This is a genomic window from Shewanella gelidii, from assembly GCF_014647855.1.
Taxonomy (GTDB): Bacteria; Pseudomonadota; Gammaproteobacteria; order Enterobacterales; family Shewanellaceae; genus Shewanella; species Shewanella gelidii.
The window spans coordinates 141,708-163,642 of the sequence record NZ_BMPZ01000005.1; the positions used below are offsets into that span (position 1 = coordinate 141,708).

Sequence of the window (21,935 nt, forward strand, 5' to 3'; positions counted from 1 at the left end):
AACACTGAATGATTATTTGAGATAGATAGACGTTGGTTTTGAAGCCTAGTGCATTTTGGAATCTTAGCTTCCGACTGCCTAGAACAATTAAAAATGAATGAAATGATGAATAAGGGATACAAAATGAAAAAGCAAATTATCGCACTGTGTGTTATTGGCGCTATGACACTATCAACCCAGACTCTTGCAAGCGAAGCTTCAACGGCTGCATCGCAAAATATGCCGCAACACGATCAAACGGCTGAAGCAATTGGTTTTGGCTCCGGACTTGTGATTGGTGCTGTGGTTGGTGGACCCGTTGGAGCATTTGTTGGTGCTATTGCAGGGGGAGTTATCGGTGAATCTAGCTCGAATGAGGACATTATTGATGCACAGCAGGCGCAAATTGAACAGCAATACCAGCAATTGACCGCTTTAGAAAATCAACAGCAGTCATTACAAAACCTATCTGAGCAATATGCCAATGCCCAGCGTGAACTGAAATCATTAAAGTCAATGAAGCAGGATAAGCTGACTGCATTAGCTCTCGGCCTCAATGTGCAATTTAAAACCGGTTCTGCTGAAATCGAACCGCACTTTAAGCAGCAGCTAGATAAAGTGGCTTTGATGATGTCTTTGTCACCCGCACTCACCTTAGATTTAACAGGCTATGCAGACCGCCGCGGTGATTCTGATTTCAACCTAGTGCTTTCAAATCAACGAGTTGTAGAAGTAAAAAACTATCTTGTTAGCCAAGGGGTTTCTGAAAACAGACTGACCGATAAAGCCTATGGCGCTTCAGCGCCATTGATGGCAGAGCAAAGCTTTGAGAATGACTTCTTCGATCGTCGAGTGACTCTAAAAATGATGTCTCCGCAAAGTGAAGTTGCGGTTAATCGTTAATCTAGGACAACGAAATCAAGGAGGTCATATGAAACAAGTGCTGCTTACCCATATCCTGACATCGACGGGTTCAAACCGGCATATCAATCAGGATTCTGCCAAAACGAGGGCAAAGAATATAGCTAAGTCGAATCAATGGGGATGGGGTGAGCAGCTTGCCGACGCGGTACAGGTAGGCGCTATTTCGGGCCTATTATGGTTGCTATTGGCATGGAGTGGTGACTTGCTCGCCAGTGAGCAAACTTCGTATCAGCAAGCGGCAGAACCGAATCATACTGAAGATTTAAATAGTGGACTGCTGCAATATCAAAATGATGCAGGCGAAGTGTTGATTGATATCCCTTTAGAGACACACGTGAGTATGCAAATTTCGGGGTGGGTCAATCGAGTTCAGGTTCGGCAAACATTTAAGAACCCCACCGATGATTGGCTTTCAGGAAAATATCTATTCCCTTTACCTACAAATGCTGCGGTTGACGGACTAAAAATGCATATTGGTTCCCGTGTTATCGAAGGGCAAATTCAAACAAAAGCAAAAGCCAAGAAGACATTTGCGGCTGCAAAAGCCGCAGGGAAACGAGCCAGTTTAGTTGAGCAAAAACGGCCCAATATGTTCACCAGTGCGGTGGCTAATCTTGGTCCAAGAGAAACGTTAATTGTCGAGGTTAATTATCAAGAACTGGTGGACTATGATGCAGGCGAGTTTAGCTTACGTTTTCCGATGACAATTACCCCTAGATATGGCACGCAAGCGAGTCAACCTGAAGGTGGTTTGGCTCAAGCTCTAAAAGAACAATCTTCAGCTCGATTGGAAAGCGGCGCATATTGGTGGCCTAAAACTGAAACCAGGCAAAAAGCCTTGACCGGAAGAGCCACGGATAGTGATGAAGTTTTAGATAATGGGGTTCGAGTCTCCATGAATATCAACCTAGATGGTGGCATTGGCTTAGCTGAGTTGAGTAGTACCTATCATGACATTACGAAGGTGTATGACGAACAAGGCAACTATCAGATCAGCCTAAAGCCCGGTTATCGAGCAGATAGAGATTTTGAACTTCGCTGGCGTTTAGCGACTGGAGAACAACCTCAAGCTGTGATGTTTCATCAACTTGGTCGCACCTATCCAGAGCAACGTAGTTACAACGTAAAGGAGGAGGATACAGCCTCGCAGTCTATCAGTGGTAGTCAACAACTTGGATCGGTTCCTTCTCGTGCTCAGGAACGTGAGAGTTACCAATTATTGATGGTGATGCCGCCGCACATGGATGCAACAACAAGCGCAGTATTGCCGAGAGAGTTGATATTAGTGGTCGATACCTCTGGTTCGATGTCTGGCGACGCGATGATTCAAGCACGGCAAGCGACTTTAGAAGCGCTCGAAGGTTTAGCGCCACAGGATTCCTTTAATATTATCGCTTTTAATCATCAGGTCTCTAAATTTGCACAGCAATCTATTCCTGTAAATCCACAAAACATTTCTCAAGCGAAACGATTTGTACAAAGGTTAATTTCCGACGGTGGGACTGAGCTAGGGCTAGCAATGCAGGCGGCGTTACTGGATCCGCAAAGCCTGCCAACGGAGAGTGAGCAAACGCAGCAACAAAAGCTACGCCAAGTCATTTTCATGACCGATGGCGCGATTCAGGATGAAAAGTCTTTGTTTAACCTGATTCAGAACTCCCTTGGTGTCACGCGGTTATTTACTGTGGGTATTGGATCTGCTCCCAATTCTCACTTCATGCAACGCGCCGCGCACATAGGACGGGGTAGTTATACCTATATTGGTAAAACATCGGAAGTACGAAGTAAGATGAAATCACTGCTGAATAAGGTCGCAAGCCCCGTGTTAACTGATATCGAATTGGCTTATGCAGATGGAACCGTGCCTGATTACTGGCCCAGCCCAATAACCGATTTATATTTTGGCGAACCCATTTTAATTACCATCAAGTCAAAGCCGTCACAGCTGCAACCGATACAGATATCAGGACAGATTGCAGGTCAGTTTTGGTCGCAACGGGTTGATGTCACCTTACCAACAAAGCCAATGGAAGGTGAAACCAAAATCTCACAGACGGAAGCGATGAAGCCGGTGCAAGGCTCTGCCAAAGGTCTGGATTTAGTATGGGCAAGGCAGCAAATTTCAGCGCTTGCACTACAAGAAAACCCAATGACTGCAAGTAAGATAAAACAACAAATTACAGGGCTTGCACTGAGCTACCACCTCGTCAGCAAACATACGAGCCTGGTCGCTGTTGATGTGACGCCAGCGAGACCATCACAGGCGGTAATGAATGAAGGTGTCGTTCGTTCACTTCGCCCGCACCACCAACTGGCGCCTATGCCGCAAACCGCTTCTTCAAGCCTACTGTATATCCAGCTTGGCATGGGTTTGATGATCTTCAGTGCTCTTTGGCTTTTGCTTTGCTTTCGTCGACAACGAGGGGTTGCTATCTGACTGGGTGAAAAGGAGGGGCTGGAATGTGTCGAGGCTGACCGGCTTCTCAATTCGTGATACCTGATCGTAAGAGATGGAATTTTAGAAGGTAAATGCGTCGTTACGCTGGACCATACGAGGGTTGATGGACGGCGCCGATGGCAGTGACAGGGTTAAAACGGAGCCTAGTTATGCAATGTATGTCGCACACGGTGCGAGTCGCACCAATCCAGTCAATCAGGCTCTCGAGAGGTTGGCCGATGCGCTTGGTTGGATTGTTGATGTTGGTTGGTTTTGGTCTGGTTTGTAAAGGAGGATATATGCAGGCAAAAGCACATTTTGCTCAGTTTTTAATTGCCCAAGCTTGGCAGCAAACACTTGAGGATCAGCAGCCTCATAAACCTTGGCCTTGGGCTGATACCCACCCAGTGGCCCAACTAAGTTTTATCTCCCCACAAGTTGCTAATGATAGCGAGTGGCTTCAATCTGATAGAAAAATTGAAGCAACAAGTGCTGATGCCAAGTCAGGCTCAGCGCAATCGCAAAAGCTTGACCATATAGGCTTGAGCCTAAGGGAGGCCGCTGAGACTGAAGCGCCGCTTTATGTATTAGCTGGCGCAAGTGGCCGAAATCTCGCGTTTGGTCCTGCATTAGTGATGAGCGGCGCGATGCCGAATCAAAGTGGAAATGCGATTATTGCTGGGCATAGGGATACCCATTTCTCAATCCTAAAAGGAGTTCAGCTGGGCCATTATATTCGTTTAACTGATGTCACAGGGGGACATCAGTATTATCGTGTGGTGTATACCCAGATCGTTCACCAGGATCAAAATAGCGTGATGGCGCCAACGAAGGATAATCGATTGACTCTAATTACTTGTTATCCGTTCGAAGAGGTTCAGGGAGAAGCTGAACTGCGATTTATTGTGACTGCCGAACCTGTTGATGCGGCTTAGAAGTTGCCTTTTTGCAACATTCTATCTTGATTGCATGCCCGCATGGGATACCTCCTAAGGATTGAACTTTAAACGAAGTTATTTCGGCAAGAAGCTATTTATAGAACAATGGTGAGGTATGGAAGGTTACAGGCCGTTAAAGGCGTGTTGAGTGTGAATTCTTTGCAAGGTAAGTATAATTATCTAATATGGTTTGATAATAAATCAAATGTAACGCTGTTTTTGATTTCCAATAGGGGAGGTAAGCTACCCCCCATCTTTTAGTACTTTCAGGCAGATGTTGTTCACAGTGTTCTCGCATGTCTGCTTGAAAACGAGCGTAAGTTTTATCAATGCTTCTTCTAGTAAATAGGAAACCAAAATGAAATCACTCACTATTGTTGCCAATATTATCGCCAATTCAGATAAAATCGACTTGGTAAAACAAGAGCTTCTCAAGTTAATTGAAATCACTCGCGCGGAAGAGGGATGTATTAATTATGATTTGCACCAAGATAATGAAAATCCAGCTCATTTCATGTTCTATGAAAACTGGACATCGCGTGAGCTTTGGCAAACACATATGGCAAATCAACATCTTGCGGATTATATGGCTGCAACAGAAGGGTGCGTTGCATCCTTTACTTTAAATGAGATGACACACATCGGTTAGTTTGAAGTTTCAGGCTTAGATAGAAAGTGGCGAGTTGTTTCATGTATTGATGTTTGAACACTAGCCTTAAGTATGGATACTTTAACTCGCCCATATTTTCTGTCCTTTCAGCTTAGCGTTACAATCTTTACATTTGAATTTATCGTTTATGTACAGAGGTGGAATGAGCGACAAAGTGGAATGGCCTGTGGTCATACAATATCAGGGGCAACATGAATTAACATATGTAGAAAGTGAATCGGTATGGCGAGGTGATACAGACTTGCATTTTTTTGCTTATGAAAGTGGCGATGTTGTCATCGATTCACGTGGCGCTGTTTATGATATTAGTCAATCAACGCACAGCACTCACCAATGGATAGCCACAGGTGATCACCTCACCAAGGCCCAAGTCACGACCTTAGTTCAACATCATCTTTCACATGCAGGCCAGTGCTGTGTGTCTAAGTTTTCAGTGAATTCAATCGCTGAAGCCATTGCTGTCGTTGGGCTAGAAAGCGATTAGTTGTTTAAGCGGCCTATGATTTAGGTATCTAAGTCATAGAGTGGCTCCGAGCCTGAGTCAAACGCAGAACTTAAAGCACTCAATTACTTCGTCGAATTTCTGTGATTCGCTGCACCACTAATTTTAGCTTCGGTGAGGCATCAATTTGCTATAGGCATAACTCGGTTGCGTCCCAAACGTTTGGCTTCATAAAGCAGCTTGTCCGCGGCATCTGTCAGTTGTAACTGACTTTGATCGGTTTGCCATTCTGCGACGCCAAATGAGGCTGTAATTGAGTCAATTCTTGCGCCTTTACGGCGATCTTTAAGTGATAATTTCTCTATACTACGGCGCATTGCCTCGGCAAGCTGCCGCGCGATTCTTAACTTGCTTTTGGGTACAATGACTGCAAATTCTTCACCGCCATAGCGGTATAGTTTAGCGCCATCTCGGCAAGACTCATTTACGCGTTTAGCAACGGCTTTTAAAACTTGGTCTCCTAGCTGGTGGCCATAATTATCGTTAAAGGCTTTAAAGTGATCGATATCGATGAGAATGAGACAAGTTCCTTGTGGCGCTTGAGTCATAATAGTTGCCATATCTTCATCATAAGCTCTACGGTTCAATACCCCAGTGAGCGCGTCATACAAAATATCTCTTTCGGACTTCTCTAACCGCTGCTTGAGGTTACTAATCTCGGATTCGTATTTTTGTAGCTGCCCTGTAAAAAACTGGGTACTAGAGCGTATATTGTCCGATTCCTGCACTAAGCTCCGTACCAATTCAATGACTTGCTCTAAGTTAAAGCCTTCATCTTCAATTCGGCTCAATTTATTGAAGTTAGCATCGATGTTCGTCTGAAATTTAGTTGCATCACAATTGGTATCTTTGAGCGATTGTGACAACTCCGTGACCATAGCATCAAGGTTGTGGCGCATTTCTCTAACATCAAGTTCAACGGGATCAGCAACGTACTGTCGGTATAAAAGTTGGGTGCGGCTAGAAGGGCAGGTATTGAATTGATCTACAACCGTATCGAGCTCCTTATTTAACTCTTCATTCTGTTCGCCAACGTAAGCGTACCAAAGTGCGTAGTTGGTCGGTGTGGTTGGGATCTGATGTTTAAGCATTAAAGGTACGGCTTTTTTAAGGTTAAGCGCTGCTTCTTGTAACAGACTTTTCGACATAAAAATTCCTTTGCTCAAGCGTGTTGTATATGCACATTAAAAATAATCGCGCCTTTGATGGCGTTACGTCATTTTAGTCTATCTCAAACCGGATAAAGTGACAGGAAAAAAAGCATGGAATTCTGTATTCCTATGATGAGAGCTGGCAAATAGTTGCATAATATTGAATTACTTGTATTTTGAGAGGTTCATATTTAACCTGCAACAGTCATCGATTTGATTGCTTTGCGCCCTATAAATTTTAATTATTAACATAAAAGGAATTGCTGTGAACAAGTATTTGCAGAGTGCCGTATTCAGTGCTGTGGTGTTCTCTGGTGCATTAATGGCCCAAGAAGCGCCGAAGCAATTTGACCTCGCTCAATATAAACAAGATGTAAAAACTTTGGCGAGTGATGCATTTGGCGGCCGTGCACCGTTGTCGAAAGGAGAGCAGCTAACGACAGACTACTTGGTCAAATCCTTAAAGAAAATGGGACTAGAACCAGGGTTTGGTGAGAGTTATTTACAAGCCGTGCCATTGGCAAAAATTAGCGCCGACCAGAATATGTCGCTCAGTATTGGTGACATGACTTTTAAAAATGGTGCTGAATTTACGGCCAGAACGCAAAGAATTAGCCAGCAAGTGGCGTTAAATAACAGCGAACTTGTTTTTGTTGGTTATGGCATTAACGCCCCCGAATATCAATGGAATGATTACGATGGGATTGATGTAACCGGTAAAACCGTTGTGGTGTTGGTAAATGATCCAGGCTTTGCAACCCAAGATAATCGTTTGTTTAAAGGCAACGCTATGACCTATTACGGTCGCTGGACATATAAATATGAAGAAGCTGCGCGACAGGGCGCCGCTGGTGTGTTGATCGTTCATGAAACAGCTCCAGCAGCATATGGTTGGGGGGTTGTGGAAAACTCAAATACTGGCAGTAAATTTACGTTGGTTGATGAGCAAAAAAATCAGCAACAAGTGGGGGTGATGGGATGGATCCAACATCACGTAGCTCAGCAAGTATTTACCGCGGCTGGTCTTGATTACAGTCAACAAAAGCAACGTGCACAGCTACGGGGCTTTAAGGCTACACCTTTAAAATTGAAAGCCAATCTATTGCTTAATAATCAAATTGAACACGCGAAGAGCTATAACGTTTTGGCGGTTTTACCAGGAAAAAAACGACCACAAGAATTGGTGCTGATGCATGCTCACTGGGATCATTTGGGGACACGCATTGACGAACAAGGTAAAGCGCAAATATATAACGGGGCGGTTGATAATGCCTCGGGTGTTGCCGGGGTTTTATCCTTAGCCAAGGCTTTTAAACAGCAATCTCAGCAGCAGCCGTTTGATCGTAGTATCGGATTTGCCAGCTTTACTGCTGAAGAAACGGGTTTAATCGGTGCGCAGCACTATGCACGCAACCCATCCGTACCCACCAAAGATATCGTAGCTTTTTTGAATATTGATGGCATGAACGTAAATGATGGCGTGAACTATATTTTGCAGTATGGGGAAGGTGTTTCAGAGCTTGAAAGCTATCTAGAACGGGCAACTAAGGCACAGCAGCGTTTTGTAAAACCAGATCCACGACCACAAAATGGATTGATGTATCGCTCGGATCATTTTGCTTTGGCGCAAGCAGGCATCCCCGGTTTATTGTTTATGAGCCTAGGAGATACTGATCCGGACTATATAGCGCATAAATACCATAAACAGGCTGATGATTATGATGCCAACTGGTCGCTCGGTGGTGTTAAACAAGATCTGACTCTGATGAGCAGCATTCTGGCTGAACTTGCAAACAATCAAGATTGGCCACAATGGATAGAAGCATCAGGCTTTAAATCGCGCCGGGAGCAAGATAATCGTTAGTTACTGAGTAACCTTATAGTGAGCCTTGAACGAAAAAAGACAGCTTAAATGCTGTCTTTTTTGTGAAGAGAAGAAGGGTAAGGGGCTTTAAAATTTATAGGAGATTGAGAGCATTGGACCAATAAAGCTATAGGCAACATTATAATCAGCAATTCCGGTGCTATCACCTGTCTGCTCAATATCGACGTCAACCTTGTAGTAGTTAAATGCAGCACTCATAAACCAGTTCTTTGCGATTTCAGCTTCTGCACCAGCACGCACATCGATTAAGCTACCTTCAACATCGTCAAGTTTAATTTTGAAATACTGAGCATGGGCTGATAACTGCCACCGAGGGGAGATATGGTAAGAACCATAAATACCAATATCGGGAAGTGGCGCGGTAACGCTTTCATCAATAATGGATGGGATTTCTTGAACCGCACAAATATTGCCAACAACATCAGTAATATTACAGGCACCAATCGTACCCTCAAATCCTGTTTTGATAAACATTGCGTGAATACCGACAGAGACCCCAACCGTATAGTTGTTGCCTTGAATAAAGTCGTATCCGTATCCTATCCGAGCAATATCAATATTTAATGTCGTCGTAAGCTGGCCGCCGGCTTTTACATCGTAAACTGTATCATCAATTTGAACTTGGAACGGTTTAGAAAGTGCTTGCGTCTCTGCGTTGCGGTGGAGTTGTTTCCAGTCGACATAAAAGTGGTGGTTCTCCGCAAATTGATGCTCTAACTCAAAAAAAGGAAGGAATTGCTTTTCTGCTAATTCAAGGTCACTTTCAAAGTCCAATTCAAAATCATTACCGAGAGAAGGGTTCGTTACATTCATGGTTGAATCTGAATGCGAATAAAATCCACCAAAACTGATGCTCGTTTCACTGGCGTGAGAGCTTCCAGCAATACCGGCTAGTAATGTAAATAATAGGCAACGCTTTAACATGAAAACAATCTCAGCTATTACTTTGACGAGGTTAGTCTAACCCTTGCTTTAGCAATTGTGAATTAATTGTTTCAAATAATGTCAGCAATTTTGATATGGTGCAAGTTATTCGCTAAATATTAACATTAATTCTCGATTTCAAACTTTTTGGCATGAAATAACTATTTAAATACAATAACTTGCGGCGTCACTATTTTGTCAGGAACGTATTTTATGTCGTGAAGGTGGCGTTTATTTAAATGTGTCAAAAATATATAAAAGCGTCAATTAAAATTCACAGAGATATAATAATGACGCTTATAGATTCATATTTACTATATAAATAGTGGTACTAAAATCAATAACCAAGTGATAGCCGCAGCAATAAGAGCTAACATTACTGCCGCAGAAGCAATATCTTTGGCTTGGCCACTTAACGGATGTATTTCTCCGCCAAACCGATCAACAACGGCTTCAATCGCTGAATTCAAAAGCTCGACAATCAGGACGAGGAATACAGCCATAATCAATAATATTTTTTCAGCGGGTGAGACATTAATGAATAGGGCTATAGGAATCATGATGCCCGCAAGTATCACTTCTTCACGAAAAGCAGCTTCGTTCGCCCACGCCGCTTTGAGCCCCTTAATGGAGAATCCCGTTGCTCGCATCACACGTTTTAATCCATGATGGTGTTCTGGTTTCATTCAAATGCCTTCTATATAGCTGATATATTTCAAATCATGAGCAAACAATAGTCACGGAGTATAGCATCCTGTATTGGAGATGTTGACGGGTTGTTTTTAATGCAGTCTAAGCTAGTCCATGCACCTTTAAGGTAGTCATCCTCTAGAGCAAAGAAGGGATGGCTAACCAAAAACCATGTACGTTCGTGTTTATTGGTATTTTTTATACACCTTAGTTAGGATTTTTGATAACCTCTAACTCGTTGAATATTCAGGGAACAGAATGTTATGACCTTGTATGAACTTAAGCCCAAGTTTCAATCTCTTTTGAGGCCCTTTGTTCGATGGCTTGAACAAAAAGGGGTGAGTGCAAATCAAGTCACTATTCTTGCCGTGCTTGGTTCAGTATTACTGGGTAGCATGCTGATGATCTATTCAGAAACCCACGCTCTTTTCTTATTGCTGCCTCTTTGGATGTTTGTGAGAATGGCTTTAAATGCCATTGACGGCATGTTAGCTCGCGAATTTAACCAACAAAGCAATTTAGGGGCCTATCTTAATGAGCTGAGCGATGTCGTTGCTGATGCTGCACTTTTCCTTCCTTTTGCGCTTATTAGCCCCTTTACTCCTCTGACCGTTGCGATAGTCATTTTTCTAGCCACTCTAAGTGAATTTGCTGGCTTACAGGGAATAACAATTGGAGCATCGCGCCGCTATGACGGTCCTTTAGGTAAAAGTGACCGCGCGTTTATCTTTGGTGCAATCGGGCTGTGGATCGGCTTGGGTGGCGTGATGCCAAGCTGGCTGTTTTGGTTAATGCCAACCTTAGCTTTGCTTATTTGCCTGACAGTTTTTAATCGAGTGAAACGTGCGCTTCAGGAATCTAACGAACTGCAAGCCGCTAGCCCTTTAAACAAGCATGATTGATCAAGGTACATGCTGTTCTAGTTTGCAGGTTATTAAGCACTTTTTATCACAACCAATCATAGGATGAAGCGTAGATGGAAACGGATTTTTTAAGTGGCGAGAGAATTGTTGAGGAAAAAGCTTTTACAACACATGACAATGTAGAGCTTTTCTATCGTTATTGGCCGGCAGCTGCGGAACAACCTAAAGGCGCAGTTGTGTTGTTTCATCGGGGTCATGAACATTCAGGTCGGCTAACGCACATTGTTGAAGAGCTTCAAATGCCAGAATATGCCTTTTATGCATGGGATGCCCGAGGGCATGGTCAATCACCTGGTGAACGCGGTTATAGCCCTTGCATTTCAAGTTCAATTCGTGATGTTCAAACATTCATTGAGCATATATCGAATACCTACTCATTTACGGAAGAACAAATCGCTGTCATAGCTCAAAGTGTTGGTGCAGTTTTAGTCTCAGCGTGGGTACATGATTACGCGCCTAAACTGCGGTGTATGGTGCTGGCATCTCCGGCATTTAAAGTGAAGTTATATGTACCGCTTGCTCGTTCTGGGCTTAAATTGATCCAGAAAGGGCGGGGTAATTTCTTTGTGAATAGCTATGTTAAAGCAAAGTTTTTGACCCATGATCCCGAGCGAATAGAGTCTTTTGATAATGACCCTCTCGTTACCCGCGCAATATCTTCAAATATTCTGTTGTCTTTATATGAGACTGCTGAGCGAATTGTCTCGGATGCCGCTGCGATTACGGTGCCAACGCAATTACTCATCTCGGGCTCTGATTGGGTGGTCCATCATAAGCCGCAACATCAGTTCTACGAGCGATTAGGGAGCATGGTTAAAGAGCGACATATTCTCGATGGTTTTTATCATGACACTTTGGGGGAGAAAGATCGCCACGTTGCGATAGATAAAGCGCGTCACTTTATCCTTAAAAGCTTTTCCGAGCCCTATAGTCGCCAATGCCTGCTGAATGCGGATAAGTTTGGATTTACTCGCACTGAGTCAGACAAGTTAGCGACACCTAACTCCATCTTGTCGCCTGAAGGCCTATATTGGGCAATGTATAGACAGAGCCTTAAGATTGGTGGGCTTCAATCGAAAGGGATCAAACTTGGGCATGAAACCGGCTTTGATTCTGGTAGCACGCTTGATTATGTTTATGAAAACAAACCTCAGGGAAAATCATTTTTTGGAAAGCTAATTGATAAAAATTACTTAAATGCCATTGGCTGGCGCGGGATCCGTCAGCGCAAAGTGCATATAGAAGAGTTGTTGCAGGTCGCGTTCAGCAAGCTGAGGGAGCAGGGCAAGCCAGTAGACATTATGGATATTGCATCGGGTCATGGGCGTTATATCTTGGAAGCGATTGAGCATAGTAGTGGCGGTACACAATCCCGCCCTAATTCTATTCTTTTGCGAGATTACAGTGATTTAAATGTTGAGAAGGGCAGTCAATTAATTAAACAGAAAGGCCTAGATGATATTGCTCAATTTATTAAAGCTGATGCATTTGAAGCGAAAAGCTATAGCAATCTAGAAACACAACCGACTTTAGGTGTGGTTTCGGGATTGTATGAACTGTTTGCTGATAATGCTTTACTTCAAGTTTCTTTAGCTGGGTTTGCGTCTGCTATTCAGCCCGGTGGCTACCTGATTTATACTGGGCAGCCATGGCATCCGCAATTAAAAATGATAGCCAAAGCTTTGACAAGTCATCGGCAGGGAGATGCATGGGTGATGCGCCGACGTAGTCAAGAGGAGATGGATCAACTGGTCTCTGCTGCAGGGTTTACCAAAATTGAACAACGTATCGACCCCTTTGGTATATTCACTGTTTCGTTAGCGATTAGAAATAGCTAGGCGCCAGTATTCATAGGATGAAGGATAATACGAACTATGGATAGTGTAGAGCAGGAGCGCCCATGGAAATTGGCAAGTATTTGGTTGATGTTTTTAGCGCCTTTTTTCTTTATTAGCTATAACTTTGCCAATGGCCTGGCTGCCAACCGTCAGGTGGCACATATCGTTTTTGAGTGGGAATCCCATATTCCGTTTGTGGCGTGGACGATTCTGCCTTATTGGAGCATCGATTTACTGTATGGGATCTCGTTATTCATATGTGCAACGAAATTGGAGCTACACAACCTCGGCAAACGTCTATTCACAGCACAAGTGATTGCTGTGACTTGTTTTATCTTATTCCCGCTAGGCTTTAGTTTTACAAAACCTGAAACTCAGGGTTTATTTGGGGGATTGTTTGCAGCGCTAGCTGAGTTCGATCAGCCCTATAATCAAGCTCCTTCTCTGCATATCGCTTTGTTGATTATTTTATGGGTTCATTTTCCTCGTCATCTGAATAGCGTGTTAATTGCTCCTTTTCATTTGCTTTGTATTCTCATTGCGATCTCGGTATTAACGACTTTTCAACATCACTTTATAGATGTGCCAACAGGTGCCTTGCTTGGGTGGCTGTGTATATGGTTATGGCCAGACTCGGGCGTGAGCGCTGTAAAGGCAAGGATTTCGAGCGAGTTGGAAGACACCACTGAGGAGGCGCAGCGACATCGGTTGAGCCTGTGCTATTTATTGGGTTCCGCGGTTTTAGCTGTTTTAGCGTTAAGCTTTCAAGGGTGGGTGCTGTGGTTGCTTTGGCCTTCGGTTTCTTTATTGTTAGTGTCGATGATGTATTTGAAGCTAGGTTCTTCGGGGTTTCAAAAGTCTGAGATTGGTCACATGAGTTCAGCCGCAAAATGGCTGCTCTTTCCGTATCTAGTCTGTGCGAGAATTAACTCTCGATTATGGACTCGCAATGTAAGCCATGTAAGTGAAATTGTTGACGGCGTTTGGATTGGGCGCTATCCATCGGCAAAGGATATAGAAATGAACGGCTATAAAACAGTCATTGATATGACTGCCGAGTTCTCAGCCCCACGTCGCTTATCGAATCATGTTTCTTGGCATAGTATCTGCAATCTTGATTTACTTACGCCTTCATCTTCGGCACTCAAAGAAGCAGCGACTTTAATTGAACAGGCAAGGGCCAGAGGACCTGTGCTTGTCGTCTGTGCACTTGGGTATTCTCGAAGTGCGCTTGCGATCATTAGCTGGCTGTTGATGAGCGGTCATGCTCAAACAACCGAAGAGGCCGTTGCGCTATTAAGAACTAAGCGACCAAGCGTAGTGCTCAAAGACAGTGCGCAAATTCGCCTGACTTCATTACATGATGCAACGATGAATCAAGGAACTGAGTATCATGGTTGAAAATAAGTCGTTAACCAATACAGCGGTTTGCATCGCGTTATTAGCAGAGCATCACAAGGTGAATATTCTTTCGACTTGTTTGACACTGCTGTCAGCTGGCACGATTGTGCTGGCTAGCTTGTTTGAACCTTTGGGGGTTATGGCACTTATTTTGCTGATTTCAATATTGGTATTAGGTGTTGCTCAGCTATTTATTGCAATAAGAGTTGGTTTTGATCATCAGCTGTTGTTATCTGTAAGTCACACTAGCGACAACTTTAATGACCTATTAGCAACTGAAAAAGAGTTCATGCTTTTAGACCGTATTTTAGTTGCGCTTAAACTTGTCAAAAATGAACCTTCAAATCGAGTGTTGAATGACCGATTGCTAGGGTGTATTCAACTGTTTAAGCAGCAGTCGATATTGTGTGGCTTACAAGTTGTATTGATTGTTTCGGTACCATTATTGGTTTGAATTTATTAGAACTAACAGGATGTTAATGTGGCAAATATTCCGTTCAATGCTCTTGTCGCAATGATTGCGATTTTAAGTTTTCTTGGTGTTGCAACTGTCATTCAGGTTGTAATGGTTAAGTCGAATCCCAGCAAGGATTTTACTGAGTTGCGTCAACGAATCACCTCATGGTGGTGGATTATTGGCTTATTATTTATTTTCCTTGGTATCGGAACCAATGCTGCAATTGTCTTTTTTGCGTTTATTAGCTATTTAGCTCTAAAGGAATTTTTGTCGATTGTCAGTACCCGTCAAGTCGATAGAAGTGTAGTTTTCTGGGCTTACTTATGTATTCCGTTGCAATACTATTGGGTATCCATCGGTTGGTATGGACTCTTTATTATTTTCATCCCTGTATATATGTTTCTATTTATACCCATGAGAATGGTGATGAAAGGCGAAACCGAAGGCTTTATTAAAGCTGCGGGTATTCTGCATTGGGCCGTTATGCTCACCGTATTTTCGGTGAGCCATATAGCGTATCTTCTCGTTCTTCCTGAAAAAAATGTTTCAGCTGGTGGTATAGGTCTTGTGCTCTACTTACTGTTTATGACGCAGTTTAATGATGTGAACCAATATCTTTGGGGAAAGAGCATAGGCAAACGCAAAATTATTCCTAAAGTTAGCCCCAACAAAACTTGGGAGGGCTTTATTGGCGGTGTGGTTACCATTACCTTGGTGGCAGGCTTCATTGCGCCTTACTTAACTCCCCTGAACCATCTTCAGGGTTTTGTAGCTGGCCTCATTATTAGTGTGAGTGGTTTTGTCGGGGATGTTGTTATTTCTTCCGTGAAAAGAGACTTAAATATTAAGGATTGTGGTCAGCTTTTACCGGGACATGGCGGAATACTGGATCGAATGGATAGTTTAATTTATACCGCGCCGTTGTTCTTTCATTACATCTATTACCTTTATTATTAGGCAATGAAATGAATCGATTTTTTAAAGTTTTATTTGTTGCACTCATCGCGAAACCTTTGGTGTTGATCCTCTTAGGGCTCAATGTGATTCATCGAGAGAAACTGCCACAAACAGGGCCCAGTATTATTGCTGTGAATCATAATAGTCATTTAGACACGCTGGTATTGCTTAGCCTTTATCCTTTGTCTTTAGTACATAGATTGCGACCAGTGGCGGCAGCTGATTATTTCCTATCAAACCGAATCATTGCTTGGTTCTCCCTCAATGTCATCGGGATTATACCTTTAACCCGTAATGGCTCAGCCAAAAGAGATTTGTTTAGTGATTGTCACAAGGCACTCGATAATGGCGATATTTTATTGATATACCCGGAGGGAACTCGGGGTGAACCTGAAGTGACGAGCAAGCTAAAAAAAGGGATTTATTATCTTGTAAAGGACAGGGATGACGTGTCAATTGTACCTGTTGTCACGCACGGGTTAGGTAGAGCGCTTCCAAAAGGTGAGGCATTGTTGGTCCCTTTTAATTGCGACGTTGTTATAGGGAATTCGCTCGATAATAAGTCTTCTCCCGCTGAGCTTGTTGAGAGTCTGACGGATAGTTACAAAGAGCTATTGTTACAATGTTTAACCTATCATGAGCATGATTAGTTAGTTGACTTAAACTAGTTCACCACAATTCAATGTAGCCAAAAGGTTTTTGTTGGTTATAATCGAAGGCGTTTGCTTCGTATAACCCCAATGATATGGTTTGGGGGTCTCTACCAGCTCCCTTAAAGTGCTGATTACGAAGAGTTGAGATTATTATGGATCTTGCTCTTTGTACTGGCGTTCAATTTGTAATCCTTTACGACTAGAGTTATAGCATCCACATCTTATTGAGAATAGGTGTTATATGTACGAATTTATCCAAGATTTGCCTAAAGTTGAATTACATTTACATATCGAAGGTTCACTTGAACCAGAGTTGCTGTTTGAATTGGCAAAACGGAACCAAATTGATTTACCCTTCGAATCACCGGAATTGTTGCGCAAAGCCTACGATTTCCAAGATCTACAATCGTTTTTAGATATTTACTATCAAGGTGCTAATGCGCTTCGAACAGACCAAGATTTTTATGATCTGACTTGGGCGTATCTACAACGTTGTAAAGCCGATAATGTTATCCATACCGAAATATTCTTTGATCCTCAAACACATACAGAACGCGGTGTCAGCTTTGATACCGTCATAAATGGTATTTATAGAGCGATGCAAGATGGTGAGCGTGAATTTGGGATCACTTCTCAAATTATTGCCTGCTTTTTACGCCACTTAACAGAAGATAGTGCCTTTGAAACTTTCACATCGATTAATACTCACAAAGACAAAATTATCGGCGTGGGTTTAGATTCGTCTGAGAGAGACCATCCGCCAGAGAAGTTTGCTCGGGTATTTCAGCACGCTAAACAAGCGGGCTTTTTGACGGTCGCACATGCGGGTGAAGAGGGCTCAGCGCAAAATATTGTCGATGCGATTGATATGCTGAGTGTCAGCAGGGTAGACCATGGTGTTCGCTGCGTCGAAGATCAAGCGTTAGTTAAATCTTTAATCAATAGCCAAATGCCTCTTACTGTCTGTCCATTGTCTAACATAAAACTGCGTGTTTTTGACGAAATGCATCAGCACAATATTGTTGAGTTATTGCGCCAAGGTGTGGCCGTGACGATTAACTCCGATGACCCTGCATATTTCGGTGGCTATATGACGGATAACTTTGTCGCGGTCAGTGAGGCACACCCGATGACAAAGCAAGAGCTCGCTCAATTTACACTAAATGCTATTAATGCGAGTTTTATCAATGAAACGTTAAAAGCAAACTATAGAGCGAAAGTCCTCGCTTACTTAGAGAGGTAAGCCCGCCAAATTTAGGTTGAGAAGGTTTCGCAAAGTGGATAGAAGTGAAGGGCTCCACCGCTAATTTTTGATGTCGGAGAGGCGTCTTATAAGACGGTATTTTAACAGGCCAAAATGAAATCATATTCGTGAGCCAGTATGCATATATTGGTGTGTAATCCATGTAGCATGTGGTTGTAAAATATAATCTTTAGCTTTTTAATTTTCGCGGCCGACAACTTGTTATTCAGTAGCCTAACTTAGTCCTGGTACTGTAATTAGAACGCCACCAATCAAGGATAGATAAATGAAAAATGTCAAAAGTTTTGCATTTTCGTTGGGAATTATTATTTTTACTTCTGTTTCGGCATTTTCAGTGGGAAACCACTACGGTAGCATGACCTCCTGTGAACTGTCTGACGACCAGTCGATAATGACGATGCTTGCGAGGAGCATTGTTCTTGCCAATTTCACTGAAATTGAGATGAAAGAGAAGTGCGGTGAGGGTTTTGTTGAGCGCCTTTAAATGTTGATGGCACAGTGATTTGTTACTCGTGTGGGGCTAGACTTTTTGAAGTGGTGCATGAGTTTTGTTTCCCTTTGAACGCCTCCATTTGTGGTGACGCTCGTATCAGAGCCGAAAATGTCTAAAGTTTGGTGAGTTTACTCTTCGTTTGACATACATGGGGCGGCTTTTTTAACCGATAGTGTGCTTTTTCTTTTTTGTCCAACAATGATAAAAATGTTGATGGTCTATATCTTGTGAGTTTTGTGCAAGAGAAAGCATCGAATGGCTTTGTGTTTGTCTATTTTTCCTGTTTGGCGCGATGTGTCTATTGCGCTATTTGTACGAACTTCAACTTTGGATTGATGATGAATAAATTGCTGGTTTTTATATGCTTCACTGTATTTGTAAGTACGGCTTATGCCGAAAGTTGGTCTTGTTCAGATGGGAACAAAAGTCGATTACGAAATAATCGCGATAAAATCCATGATTATTATGTTTTGGCCTCTGAAATCTCCGAGACATTGGATTGGAGTCATAGAACACCCTTATATACTTTAAGTAAAAAAGGGCAGGCTTCGCTGAGAGAGAATTATAGAAAAGATGGTGCGGCTGGACTTAAACGGCTCAGAAAAGAAATTTCTCGAATTGAGTCGCTAAAATCGACAGCTCAAAAGGCTTCGAATAAGCTCTATCATACGAGAAAACATATTAAGAAAAACATTAAACACTGGGAAAGCTTTAAATCCAATTGCCACAAAAAGCGGGAAAGTAAAAGTATGTCCATCGGTGTCGAACAATCCCATATAAACCTTGAGTATTATGAAGTGAAAGCAAAAGTTGTTAAGAAAATCCTTGCTGACTTTCGTCGAGATTTGAGTATCTATAAGCAATTTGAAAAAGCAATCCAATAAAGCCTACTTAAAGTTTACAAAACGTTCGACGGTTGTGGTGATTGCTGCCCTCCTTGGTTGTCCCCTTGTGCAGGGAAGGCGAATAGGCTTATGATTTCGTATCGCCTGCCTGCTTCCTGATGTTATGAAAGGTCTTTACCGGTTTATTCTGTTCATCATGGGAATGAATGCATGTTGCAATTGGTCATAGGGAATTAATTAAATGCCAATAGATCAAACGATTTCCTCAATACTTTTTGTTTGTATGGGGAATATATGTCGCTCGCCGACAGCAGAAGCCGTAATGCGTCAGAAAATAAAGCAGGCAAATATGCCATTGACGCTCGACTCCGCCGGTACCATTGGTTATCACCAAGGGGCTGCACCGGATCCTCGAGCGATGGCTGCTGGTATGCGACGGGGTTTGAGTTTCGAAGGCATGGCTGCGCGTAAAGTTGTGATGGATGATTTTGAGCGCTTTGATTTAATTCTTGCTGCAGATAAACAAAATCTTGCGGATTTAAAAGCAATTTGTCCGGTTCAATTTCAAAACAAACTACAGTTGGTTCTAGCTTTCACAGAGGAGGGCATCGAGGAAGTGCCAGATCCCTATTATGGTGGAGAGCAAGGGTTTGAATATGTGTTGGATTTACTTGAGTCGAGCTGCGAGCAATTACTGTTGCAAATTCAAAGCGCCAGATAAAACGTTAGGCGCCTTGTGAACCATGCATTTTTTGCACTAGCGATGGCGCTTTCCTGCACGTTTTAACTGTTCTTGTTCTTTTTTTGCTTTTTTAGCGGCTTCTTTTTCTGCAATCATTTTTGCTACTTCCACTTTTTCAACTTCAGCCATCGCTGGGCTTTCTAAAGAAAGCAGGCCGGTTCTACCGGAGCGGAATTCGTGAAGTACAATTTCAGAAGCTTTATGAAGATCGATCCGACCTCCGGGGCGAAGAGCACCTCGTTTACGGCCAATTTCTTCTAATAAGCTGATGTCATCTCTTGGCAACTCATCAAGCTTATATCGTTCGACGATGTGCTCAGGGTATGCTTTGAGGAAGTATTCGGCGGCAAACATAGCCACATCTTCATATTCCATCGCGGTATCTTTAATTGCACCGGTCACAGCTAGTCGGTAACTGCTTGATTCGTTGTCAACTTTAGGCCACAAAATCCCTGGAGTATCAGAAAGAACAATACCGTTCTTTAGGTTGATTCTTTGTTGGGTTTTGGTGACCGCAGGTTCATTGCCTGTTTTCGCAATCACACGACCAGCGAGAGTATTGATGATGGTTGATTTGCCAACATTGGGAATGCCCATGATCATGGTACGAATGTCTTTTTCTATCTTATCTCTACTGGGAACCAATTTGCGACACAGGTCTGTAATATTCTTCAGCGAGCCAGGTTGCAAGGTTGATACCGCCATGGCTTTTACACCTTGCTCTTGTTCAAGGTATTCAATCCATTGCTCGGTAATGGCGGGATCGGCTAAATCTGATTTATTCAGGAGTTTGATACAAGGCTTGTCTCCTCGGAAAGTCGAAACCATAGGGTTTTCACTACTGTAAGGAATGCGAGCATCAAGAACCTCTATGACAAGGTCAACCTGCGGCATCACTTTTTCAATCTCTTTACGGGCTTTATGCATATGCCCTGGATACCACTGAATAGCCATGTTAAATATTTATCCTGATTCTGTACAATTGGCGCGTATTCTACCCTTTTCTGGATTAAATTCACAAAGTTTCATAACGTCGAAAGCGAATGAAGATAAATAGGGTCTATTCCAATAGTTGCGACACGATAATCATGGTTTTAGCCTCTGCAAAAGAGTTCAGGGTCGATTGCGCTAGCCAACAAACGATTTGACTCATGTTGATAACTTGACGGGCAATGAACTGTGAGGTGATCTGCAGCGTAATAACTTTTGATTTATATTTAAAGGTAGCCTCGAGTGAAGAGGGTTTGTCTTTACCAATTTCAATATTCACATCGAAAGCACTTTGTGGAGAACCGCGTGAGAAAACTAACTGAATTTGAAACCTATGTGATAGAGCAGAAGGGCACTGAGCGGCCGTTTACGGGAGAATATGACAAACATGATGCCGTAGGTATTTATCATTGCAAACGCTGCGATGCGCCTTTGTATCTATCTGAGCACAAGTTTAATGCTCATTGTGGTTGGCCAGCATTTGATGATGAAATTGAGGGTGCTGTGACTCGATATCCTGATGCGGATGGGCGTCGTGTTGAAATTGTATGTAGCCAATGTCAGGGACATCTTGGGCATGTGTTTGAGGGAGAACATTTAACGATGAATAACCTTCGACATTGTGTTAATTCGGTTTCGCTACAGTTTAAGTCGGCCGAACAAGCATTACAGCATTCTCCTGATTCAGGCGTGTTGTCTCAACAAGGTGAAAGTCAGCCGCCAATGACGGCCATTGCGACGTTTGGTGCAGGGTGTTTTTGGTGTGTTGAGGCAATCTTCGATGCATTGGACGGAGTGTTCAAAACACGCTCTGGCTATACGGGCGGCCGGGCAGATGAAGCGACGTATAAGCAGGTCTGTTCTGGAATGACTGCGCATGCGGAAGTGGTGCAAATTGAGTATGACCCCAATAAAATTAGTTTTGAAACGCTACTTGAGGTTTTTTTTCAAAGTCATGACCCAACGACGCTTAACCGTCAAGGCAATGATGTCGGTCCCCAATATCGTTCAGCGATTTTTGTTCATGACCAAAACCAAGCGGATTTAGCAAATGAAATTATCGCTGCGCTGACGCAGGCTCAAGTCTATCCAGCCCCTGTGGTAACGGAAGTCAGCTGGTTTACTGAATTTTATCCCGCTGAGGATTATCACAATGACTATTTTGCCAATAATGGTGAGCAGCCTTATTGTCAAATGGTGGTAAAGCCTAAAGTCGATAAGGTGAAGGCAATGTTTGCCAACCGCCTAAAATTAAGTTGATGACTCATGAAT

The 21,935-nt window shown here is 43.0% G+C and carries 23 protein-coding genes and 1 riboswitch; of the genes, 18 read left to right on the plus strand and 5 right to left on the minus strand.

Annotated features, from left to right (window positions below):
* The first annotated feature begins 123 nt into the window (after positions 1–123).
* The 6 genes from pdsO to IEY18_RS11145 all read left to right on the plus strand — a co-directional run bounded on the left by pdsO (position 124) and on the right by IEY18_RS11145 (position 5,432).
* Positions 124–882 carry a sortase-associated OmpA-like protein PdsO gene (gene pdsO / locus IEY18_RS11120; RefSeq protein ID WP_188920799.1) on the plus strand — a complete coding sequence of 253 codons (759 nt, stop codon included), beginning with the start codon at positions 124–126 and terminating at the stop codon, positions 880–882.
* Positions 883–910: 28 nt separating this feature from the next.
* Positions 911–3,340 carry a marine proteobacterial sortase target protein gene (locus IEY18_RS11125; RefSeq protein WP_188920801.1) on the plus strand — a complete coding sequence of 810 codons (2,430 nt, stop codon included), beginning with the start codon at positions 911–913 and terminating at the stop codon, positions 3,338–3,340.
* Between the two features lie 124 nt (positions 3,341–3,464).
* Positions 3,465–3,629 (plus strand): hypothetical protein, encoded by a 165-nt coding sequence (locus tag IEY18_RS11130; protein WP_188920803.1) that lies wholly within the window; start codon positions 3,465–3,467, stop codon positions 3,627–3,629.
* 10 nt (positions 3,630–3,639) lie between these two features.
* Positions 3,640–4,275, plus strand: coding sequence for a class GN sortase (locus IEY18_RS11135; protein ID WP_373290742.1), 636 nt, complete (start codon positions 3,640–3,642; stop codon positions 4,273–4,275).
* Positions 4,276–4,636: 361 nt separating this feature from the next.
* Positions 4,637–4,927 carry a putative quinol monooxygenase gene (locus IEY18_RS11140; protein ID WP_188920807.1) on the plus strand — a complete coding sequence of 97 codons (291 nt, stop codon included), beginning with the start codon at positions 4,637–4,639 and terminating at the stop codon, positions 4,925–4,927.
* 163 nt (positions 4,928–5,090) lie between these two features.
* Complete coding sequence (locus IEY18_RS11145) at positions 5,091–5,432, plus strand: DUF4144 family protein (protein WP_188920809.1); 342 nt, start codon at positions 5,091–5,093, stop codon at positions 5,430–5,432.
* Between the two features lie 140 nt (positions 5,433–5,572).
* Here IEY18_RS11145 and IEY18_RS11150 read toward each other — a convergent pair whose 3' ends face one another.
* Positions 5,573–6,598 carry a GGDEF domain-containing protein gene (locus IEY18_RS11150; protein ID WP_188920811.1) on the minus strand — a complete coding sequence of 342 codons (1,026 nt, stop codon included), beginning with the start codon at positions 6,596–6,598 and terminating at the stop codon, positions 5,573–5,575.
* A 325-nt stretch (positions 6,599–6,923) separates the two neighbouring features.
* On the opposite strand from IEY18_RS11150, the gene IEY18_RS11155 reads away from it, so the two are divergent.
* Positions 6,924–8,465 (plus strand): M28 family metallopeptidase, encoded by a 1,542-nt coding sequence (locus IEY18_RS11155; protein ID WP_188920942.1) that lies wholly within the window; start codon positions 6,924–6,926, stop codon positions 8,463–8,465.
* 87 nt (positions 8,466–8,552) lie between these two features.
* Here the strand turns inward: IEY18_RS11155 and IEY18_RS11160 are convergent, their stop codons facing one another.
* Together IEY18_RS11160 and IEY18_RS11165 are read right to left on the minus strand one after the other, a co-directional pair.
* Entirely contained in the window at positions 8,553–9,410 is an 858-nt protein-coding gene (locus tag IEY18_RS11160) for a hypothetical protein (protein WP_188920814.1), read from the minus strand.
* 314 nt (positions 9,411–9,724) lie between these two features.
* Entirely contained in the window at positions 9,725–10,096 is a 372-nt protein-coding gene (locus IEY18_RS11165) for a diacylglycerol kinase (protein ID WP_188920816.1), read from the minus strand.
* A 267-nt stretch (positions 10,097–10,363) separates the two neighbouring features.
* Between IEY18_RS11165 and IEY18_RS11170 the strand changes: the two genes are divergently transcribed.
* The 10 genes from IEY18_RS11170 to IEY18_RS11215 all read left to right on the plus strand — a co-directional run bounded on the left by IEY18_RS11170 (position 10,364) and on the right by IEY18_RS11215 (position 19,652).
* Positions 10,364–11,002 (plus strand): CDP-alcohol phosphatidyltransferase family protein, encoded by a 639-nt coding sequence (locus IEY18_RS11170; RefSeq protein WP_188920818.1) that lies wholly within the window; start codon positions 10,364–10,366, stop codon positions 11,000–11,002.
* Between the two features lie 74 nt (positions 11,003–11,076).
* Entirely contained in the window at positions 11,077–12,861 is a 1,785-nt protein-coding gene (locus tag IEY18_RS11175) for a bifunctional alpha/beta hydrolase/class I SAM-dependent methyltransferase (RefSeq protein WP_188920820.1), read from the plus strand.
* A 36-nt stretch (positions 12,862–12,897) separates the two neighbouring features.
* A complete protein-coding gene (locus tag IEY18_RS11180) occupies positions 12,898–14,262 on the plus strand; it encodes a phosphatase PAP2/dual specificity phosphatase family protein (protein ID WP_188920823.1) in 1,365 nt (454 codons plus the stop codon).
* The gene (locus IEY18_RS11185) at positions 14,255–14,716 is read left to right on the plus strand and encodes a hypothetical protein (protein WP_188920825.1); all 462 of its coding nucleotides are present in this window, start codon (positions 14,255–14,257) and stop codon (positions 14,714–14,716) included. The genes IEY18_RS11180 and IEY18_RS11185 overlap by 8 nt, the downstream gene beginning before the upstream one ends.
* 27 nt (positions 14,717–14,743) lie before the next feature.
* Complete coding sequence (locus tag IEY18_RS11190; RefSeq protein ID WP_188920827.1) at positions 14,744–15,676, plus strand: phosphatidate cytidylyltransferase; 933 nt, start codon at positions 14,744–14,746, stop codon at positions 15,674–15,676.
* An 8-nt stretch (positions 15,677–15,684) separates the two neighbouring features.
* Entirely contained in the window at positions 15,685–16,326 is a 642-nt protein-coding gene (locus IEY18_RS11195; RefSeq protein ID WP_188920828.1) for a lysophospholipid acyltransferase family protein, read from the plus strand.
* A gap of 57 nt (positions 16,327–16,383) precedes the next feature.
* Positions 16,384–16,483, plus strand: a riboswitch (purine riboswitch).
* A gap of 87 nt (positions 16,484–16,570) precedes the next feature.
* Positions 16,571–17,572: an adenosine deaminase gene (locus IEY18_RS11200; protein WP_188920830.1), complete on the plus strand. Its 1,002-nt coding sequence runs from the start codon at positions 16,571–16,573 to the stop codon at positions 17,570–17,572.
* Positions 17,573–17,858: 286 nt separating this feature from the next.
* A complete protein-coding gene (locus tag IEY18_RS11205) occupies positions 17,859–18,077 on the plus strand; it encodes a hypothetical protein (RefSeq protein WP_188920833.1) in 219 nt (72 codons plus the stop codon).
* Between the two features lie 347 nt (positions 18,078–18,424).
* Positions 18,425–18,970: a hypothetical protein gene (locus IEY18_RS11210; protein ID WP_194468929.1), complete on the plus strand. Its 546-nt coding sequence runs from the start codon at positions 18,425–18,427 to the stop codon at positions 18,968–18,970.
* A gap of 202 nt (positions 18,971–19,172) precedes the next feature.
* Entirely contained in the window at positions 19,173–19,652 is a 480-nt protein-coding gene (locus IEY18_RS11215) for a low molecular weight protein-tyrosine-phosphatase (protein ID WP_188920838.1), read from the plus strand.
* Positions 19,653–19,688: 36 nt separating this feature from the next.
* Here IEY18_RS11215 and ylqF read toward each other — a convergent pair whose 3' ends face one another.
* Positions 19,689–20,627, minus strand: a complete 939-nt coding sequence (ylqF, locus tag IEY18_RS11220; RefSeq protein ID WP_188920840.1) for a ribosome biogenesis GTPase YlqF — start codon at positions 20,625–20,627, stop codon at positions 19,689–19,691.
* Positions 20,628–20,733: 106 nt separating this feature from the next.
* Entirely contained in the window at positions 20,734–20,943 is a 210-nt protein-coding gene (locus IEY18_RS11225) for a hypothetical protein (RefSeq protein ID WP_188920843.1), read from the minus strand.
* A gap of 26 nt (positions 20,944–20,969) precedes the next feature.
* On the opposite strand from IEY18_RS11225, the gene IEY18_RS11230 reads away from it, so the two are divergent.
* Positions 20,970–21,923, plus strand: a complete 954-nt coding sequence (locus tag IEY18_RS11230) for a bifunctional methionine sulfoxide reductase B/A protein (protein ID WP_188920845.1) — start codon at positions 20,970–20,972, stop codon at positions 21,921–21,923.
* The last annotated feature ends 12 nt before the right edge of the window (positions 21,924–21,935 follow it).

Coding starts and splice junctions, on each gene's coding strand:
- IEY18_RS11155 (WP_188920942.1), top strand. CDS start 6,924: ATGGCCCAAGAAGCGCCGAAGCAATTTGACCTCGCTCAATATAAACAA.
- IEY18_RS11200 (WP_188920830.1), top strand. CDS start 16,571: ATGTACGAATTTATCCAAGATTTGCCTAAAGTTGAATTACATTTACAT.
- IEY18_RS11150 (WP_188920811.1), bottom strand. CDS start 6,598: ATGTCGAAAAGTCTGTTACAAGAAGCAGCGCTTAACCTTAAAAAAGCC.
- IEY18_RS11180 (WP_188920823.1), top strand. CDS start 12,898: ATGGATAGTGTAGAGCAGGAGCGCCCATGGAAATTGGCAAGTATTTGG.
- IEY18_RS11165 (WP_188920816.1), bottom strand. CDS start 10,096: ATGAAACCAGAACACCATCATGGATTAAAACGTGTGATGCGAGCAACG.
- IEY18_RS11195 (WP_188920828.1), top strand. CDS start 15,685: ATGAATCGATTTTTTAAAGTTTTATTTGTTGCACTCATCGCGAAACCT.
- IEY18_RS11125 (WP_188920801.1), top strand. CDS start 911: ATGAAACAAGTGCTGCTTACCCATATCCTGACATCGACGGGTTCAAAC.
- IEY18_RS11215 (WP_188920838.1), top strand. CDS start 19,173: ATGCCAATAGATCAAACGATTTCCTCAATACTTTTTGTTTGTATGGGG.
- IEY18_RS11170 (WP_188920818.1), top strand. CDS start 10,364: ATGACCTTGTATGAACTTAAGCCCAAGTTTCAATCTCTTTTGAGGCCC.
- IEY18_RS11175 (WP_188920820.1), top strand. CDS start 11,077: ATGGAAACGGATTTTTTAAGTGGCGAGAGAATTGTTGAGGAAAAAGCT.
- IEY18_RS11160 (WP_188920814.1), bottom strand. CDS start 9,410: ATGTTAAAGCGTTGCCTATTATTTACATTACTAGCCGGTATTGCTGGA.
- IEY18_RS11210 (WP_194468929.1), top strand. CDS start 18,425: ATGAATAAATTGCTGGTTTTTATATGCTTCACTGTATTTGTAAGTACG.
- IEY18_RS11130 (WP_188920803.1), top strand. CDS start 3,465: ATGGACGGCGCCGATGGCAGTGACAGGGTTAAAACGGAGCCTAGTTAT.
- ylqF (WP_188920840.1), bottom strand. CDS start 20,627: ATGGCTATTCAGTGGTATCCAGGGCATATGCATAAAGCCCGTAAAGAG.
- IEY18_RS11205 (WP_188920833.1), top strand. CDS start 17,859: ATGAAAAATGTCAAAAGTTTTGCATTTTCGTTGGGAATTATTATTTTT.
- IEY18_RS11185 (WP_188920825.1), top strand. CDS start 14,255: ATGGTTGAAAATAAGTCGTTAACCAATACAGCGGTTTGCATCGCGTTA.
- IEY18_RS11145 (WP_188920809.1), top strand. CDS start 5,091: ATGAGCGACAAAGTGGAATGGCCTGTGGTCATACAATATCAGGGGCAA.
- pdsO (WP_188920799.1), top strand. CDS start 124: ATGAAAAAGCAAATTATCGCACTGTGTGTTATTGGCGCTATGACACTA.
- IEY18_RS11140 (WP_188920807.1), top strand. CDS start 4,637: ATGAAATCACTCACTATTGTTGCCAATATTATCGCCAATTCAGATAAA.
- IEY18_RS11135 (WP_373290742.1), top strand. CDS start 3,640: ATGCAGGCAAAAGCACATTTTGCTCAGTTTTTAATTGCCCAAGCTTGG.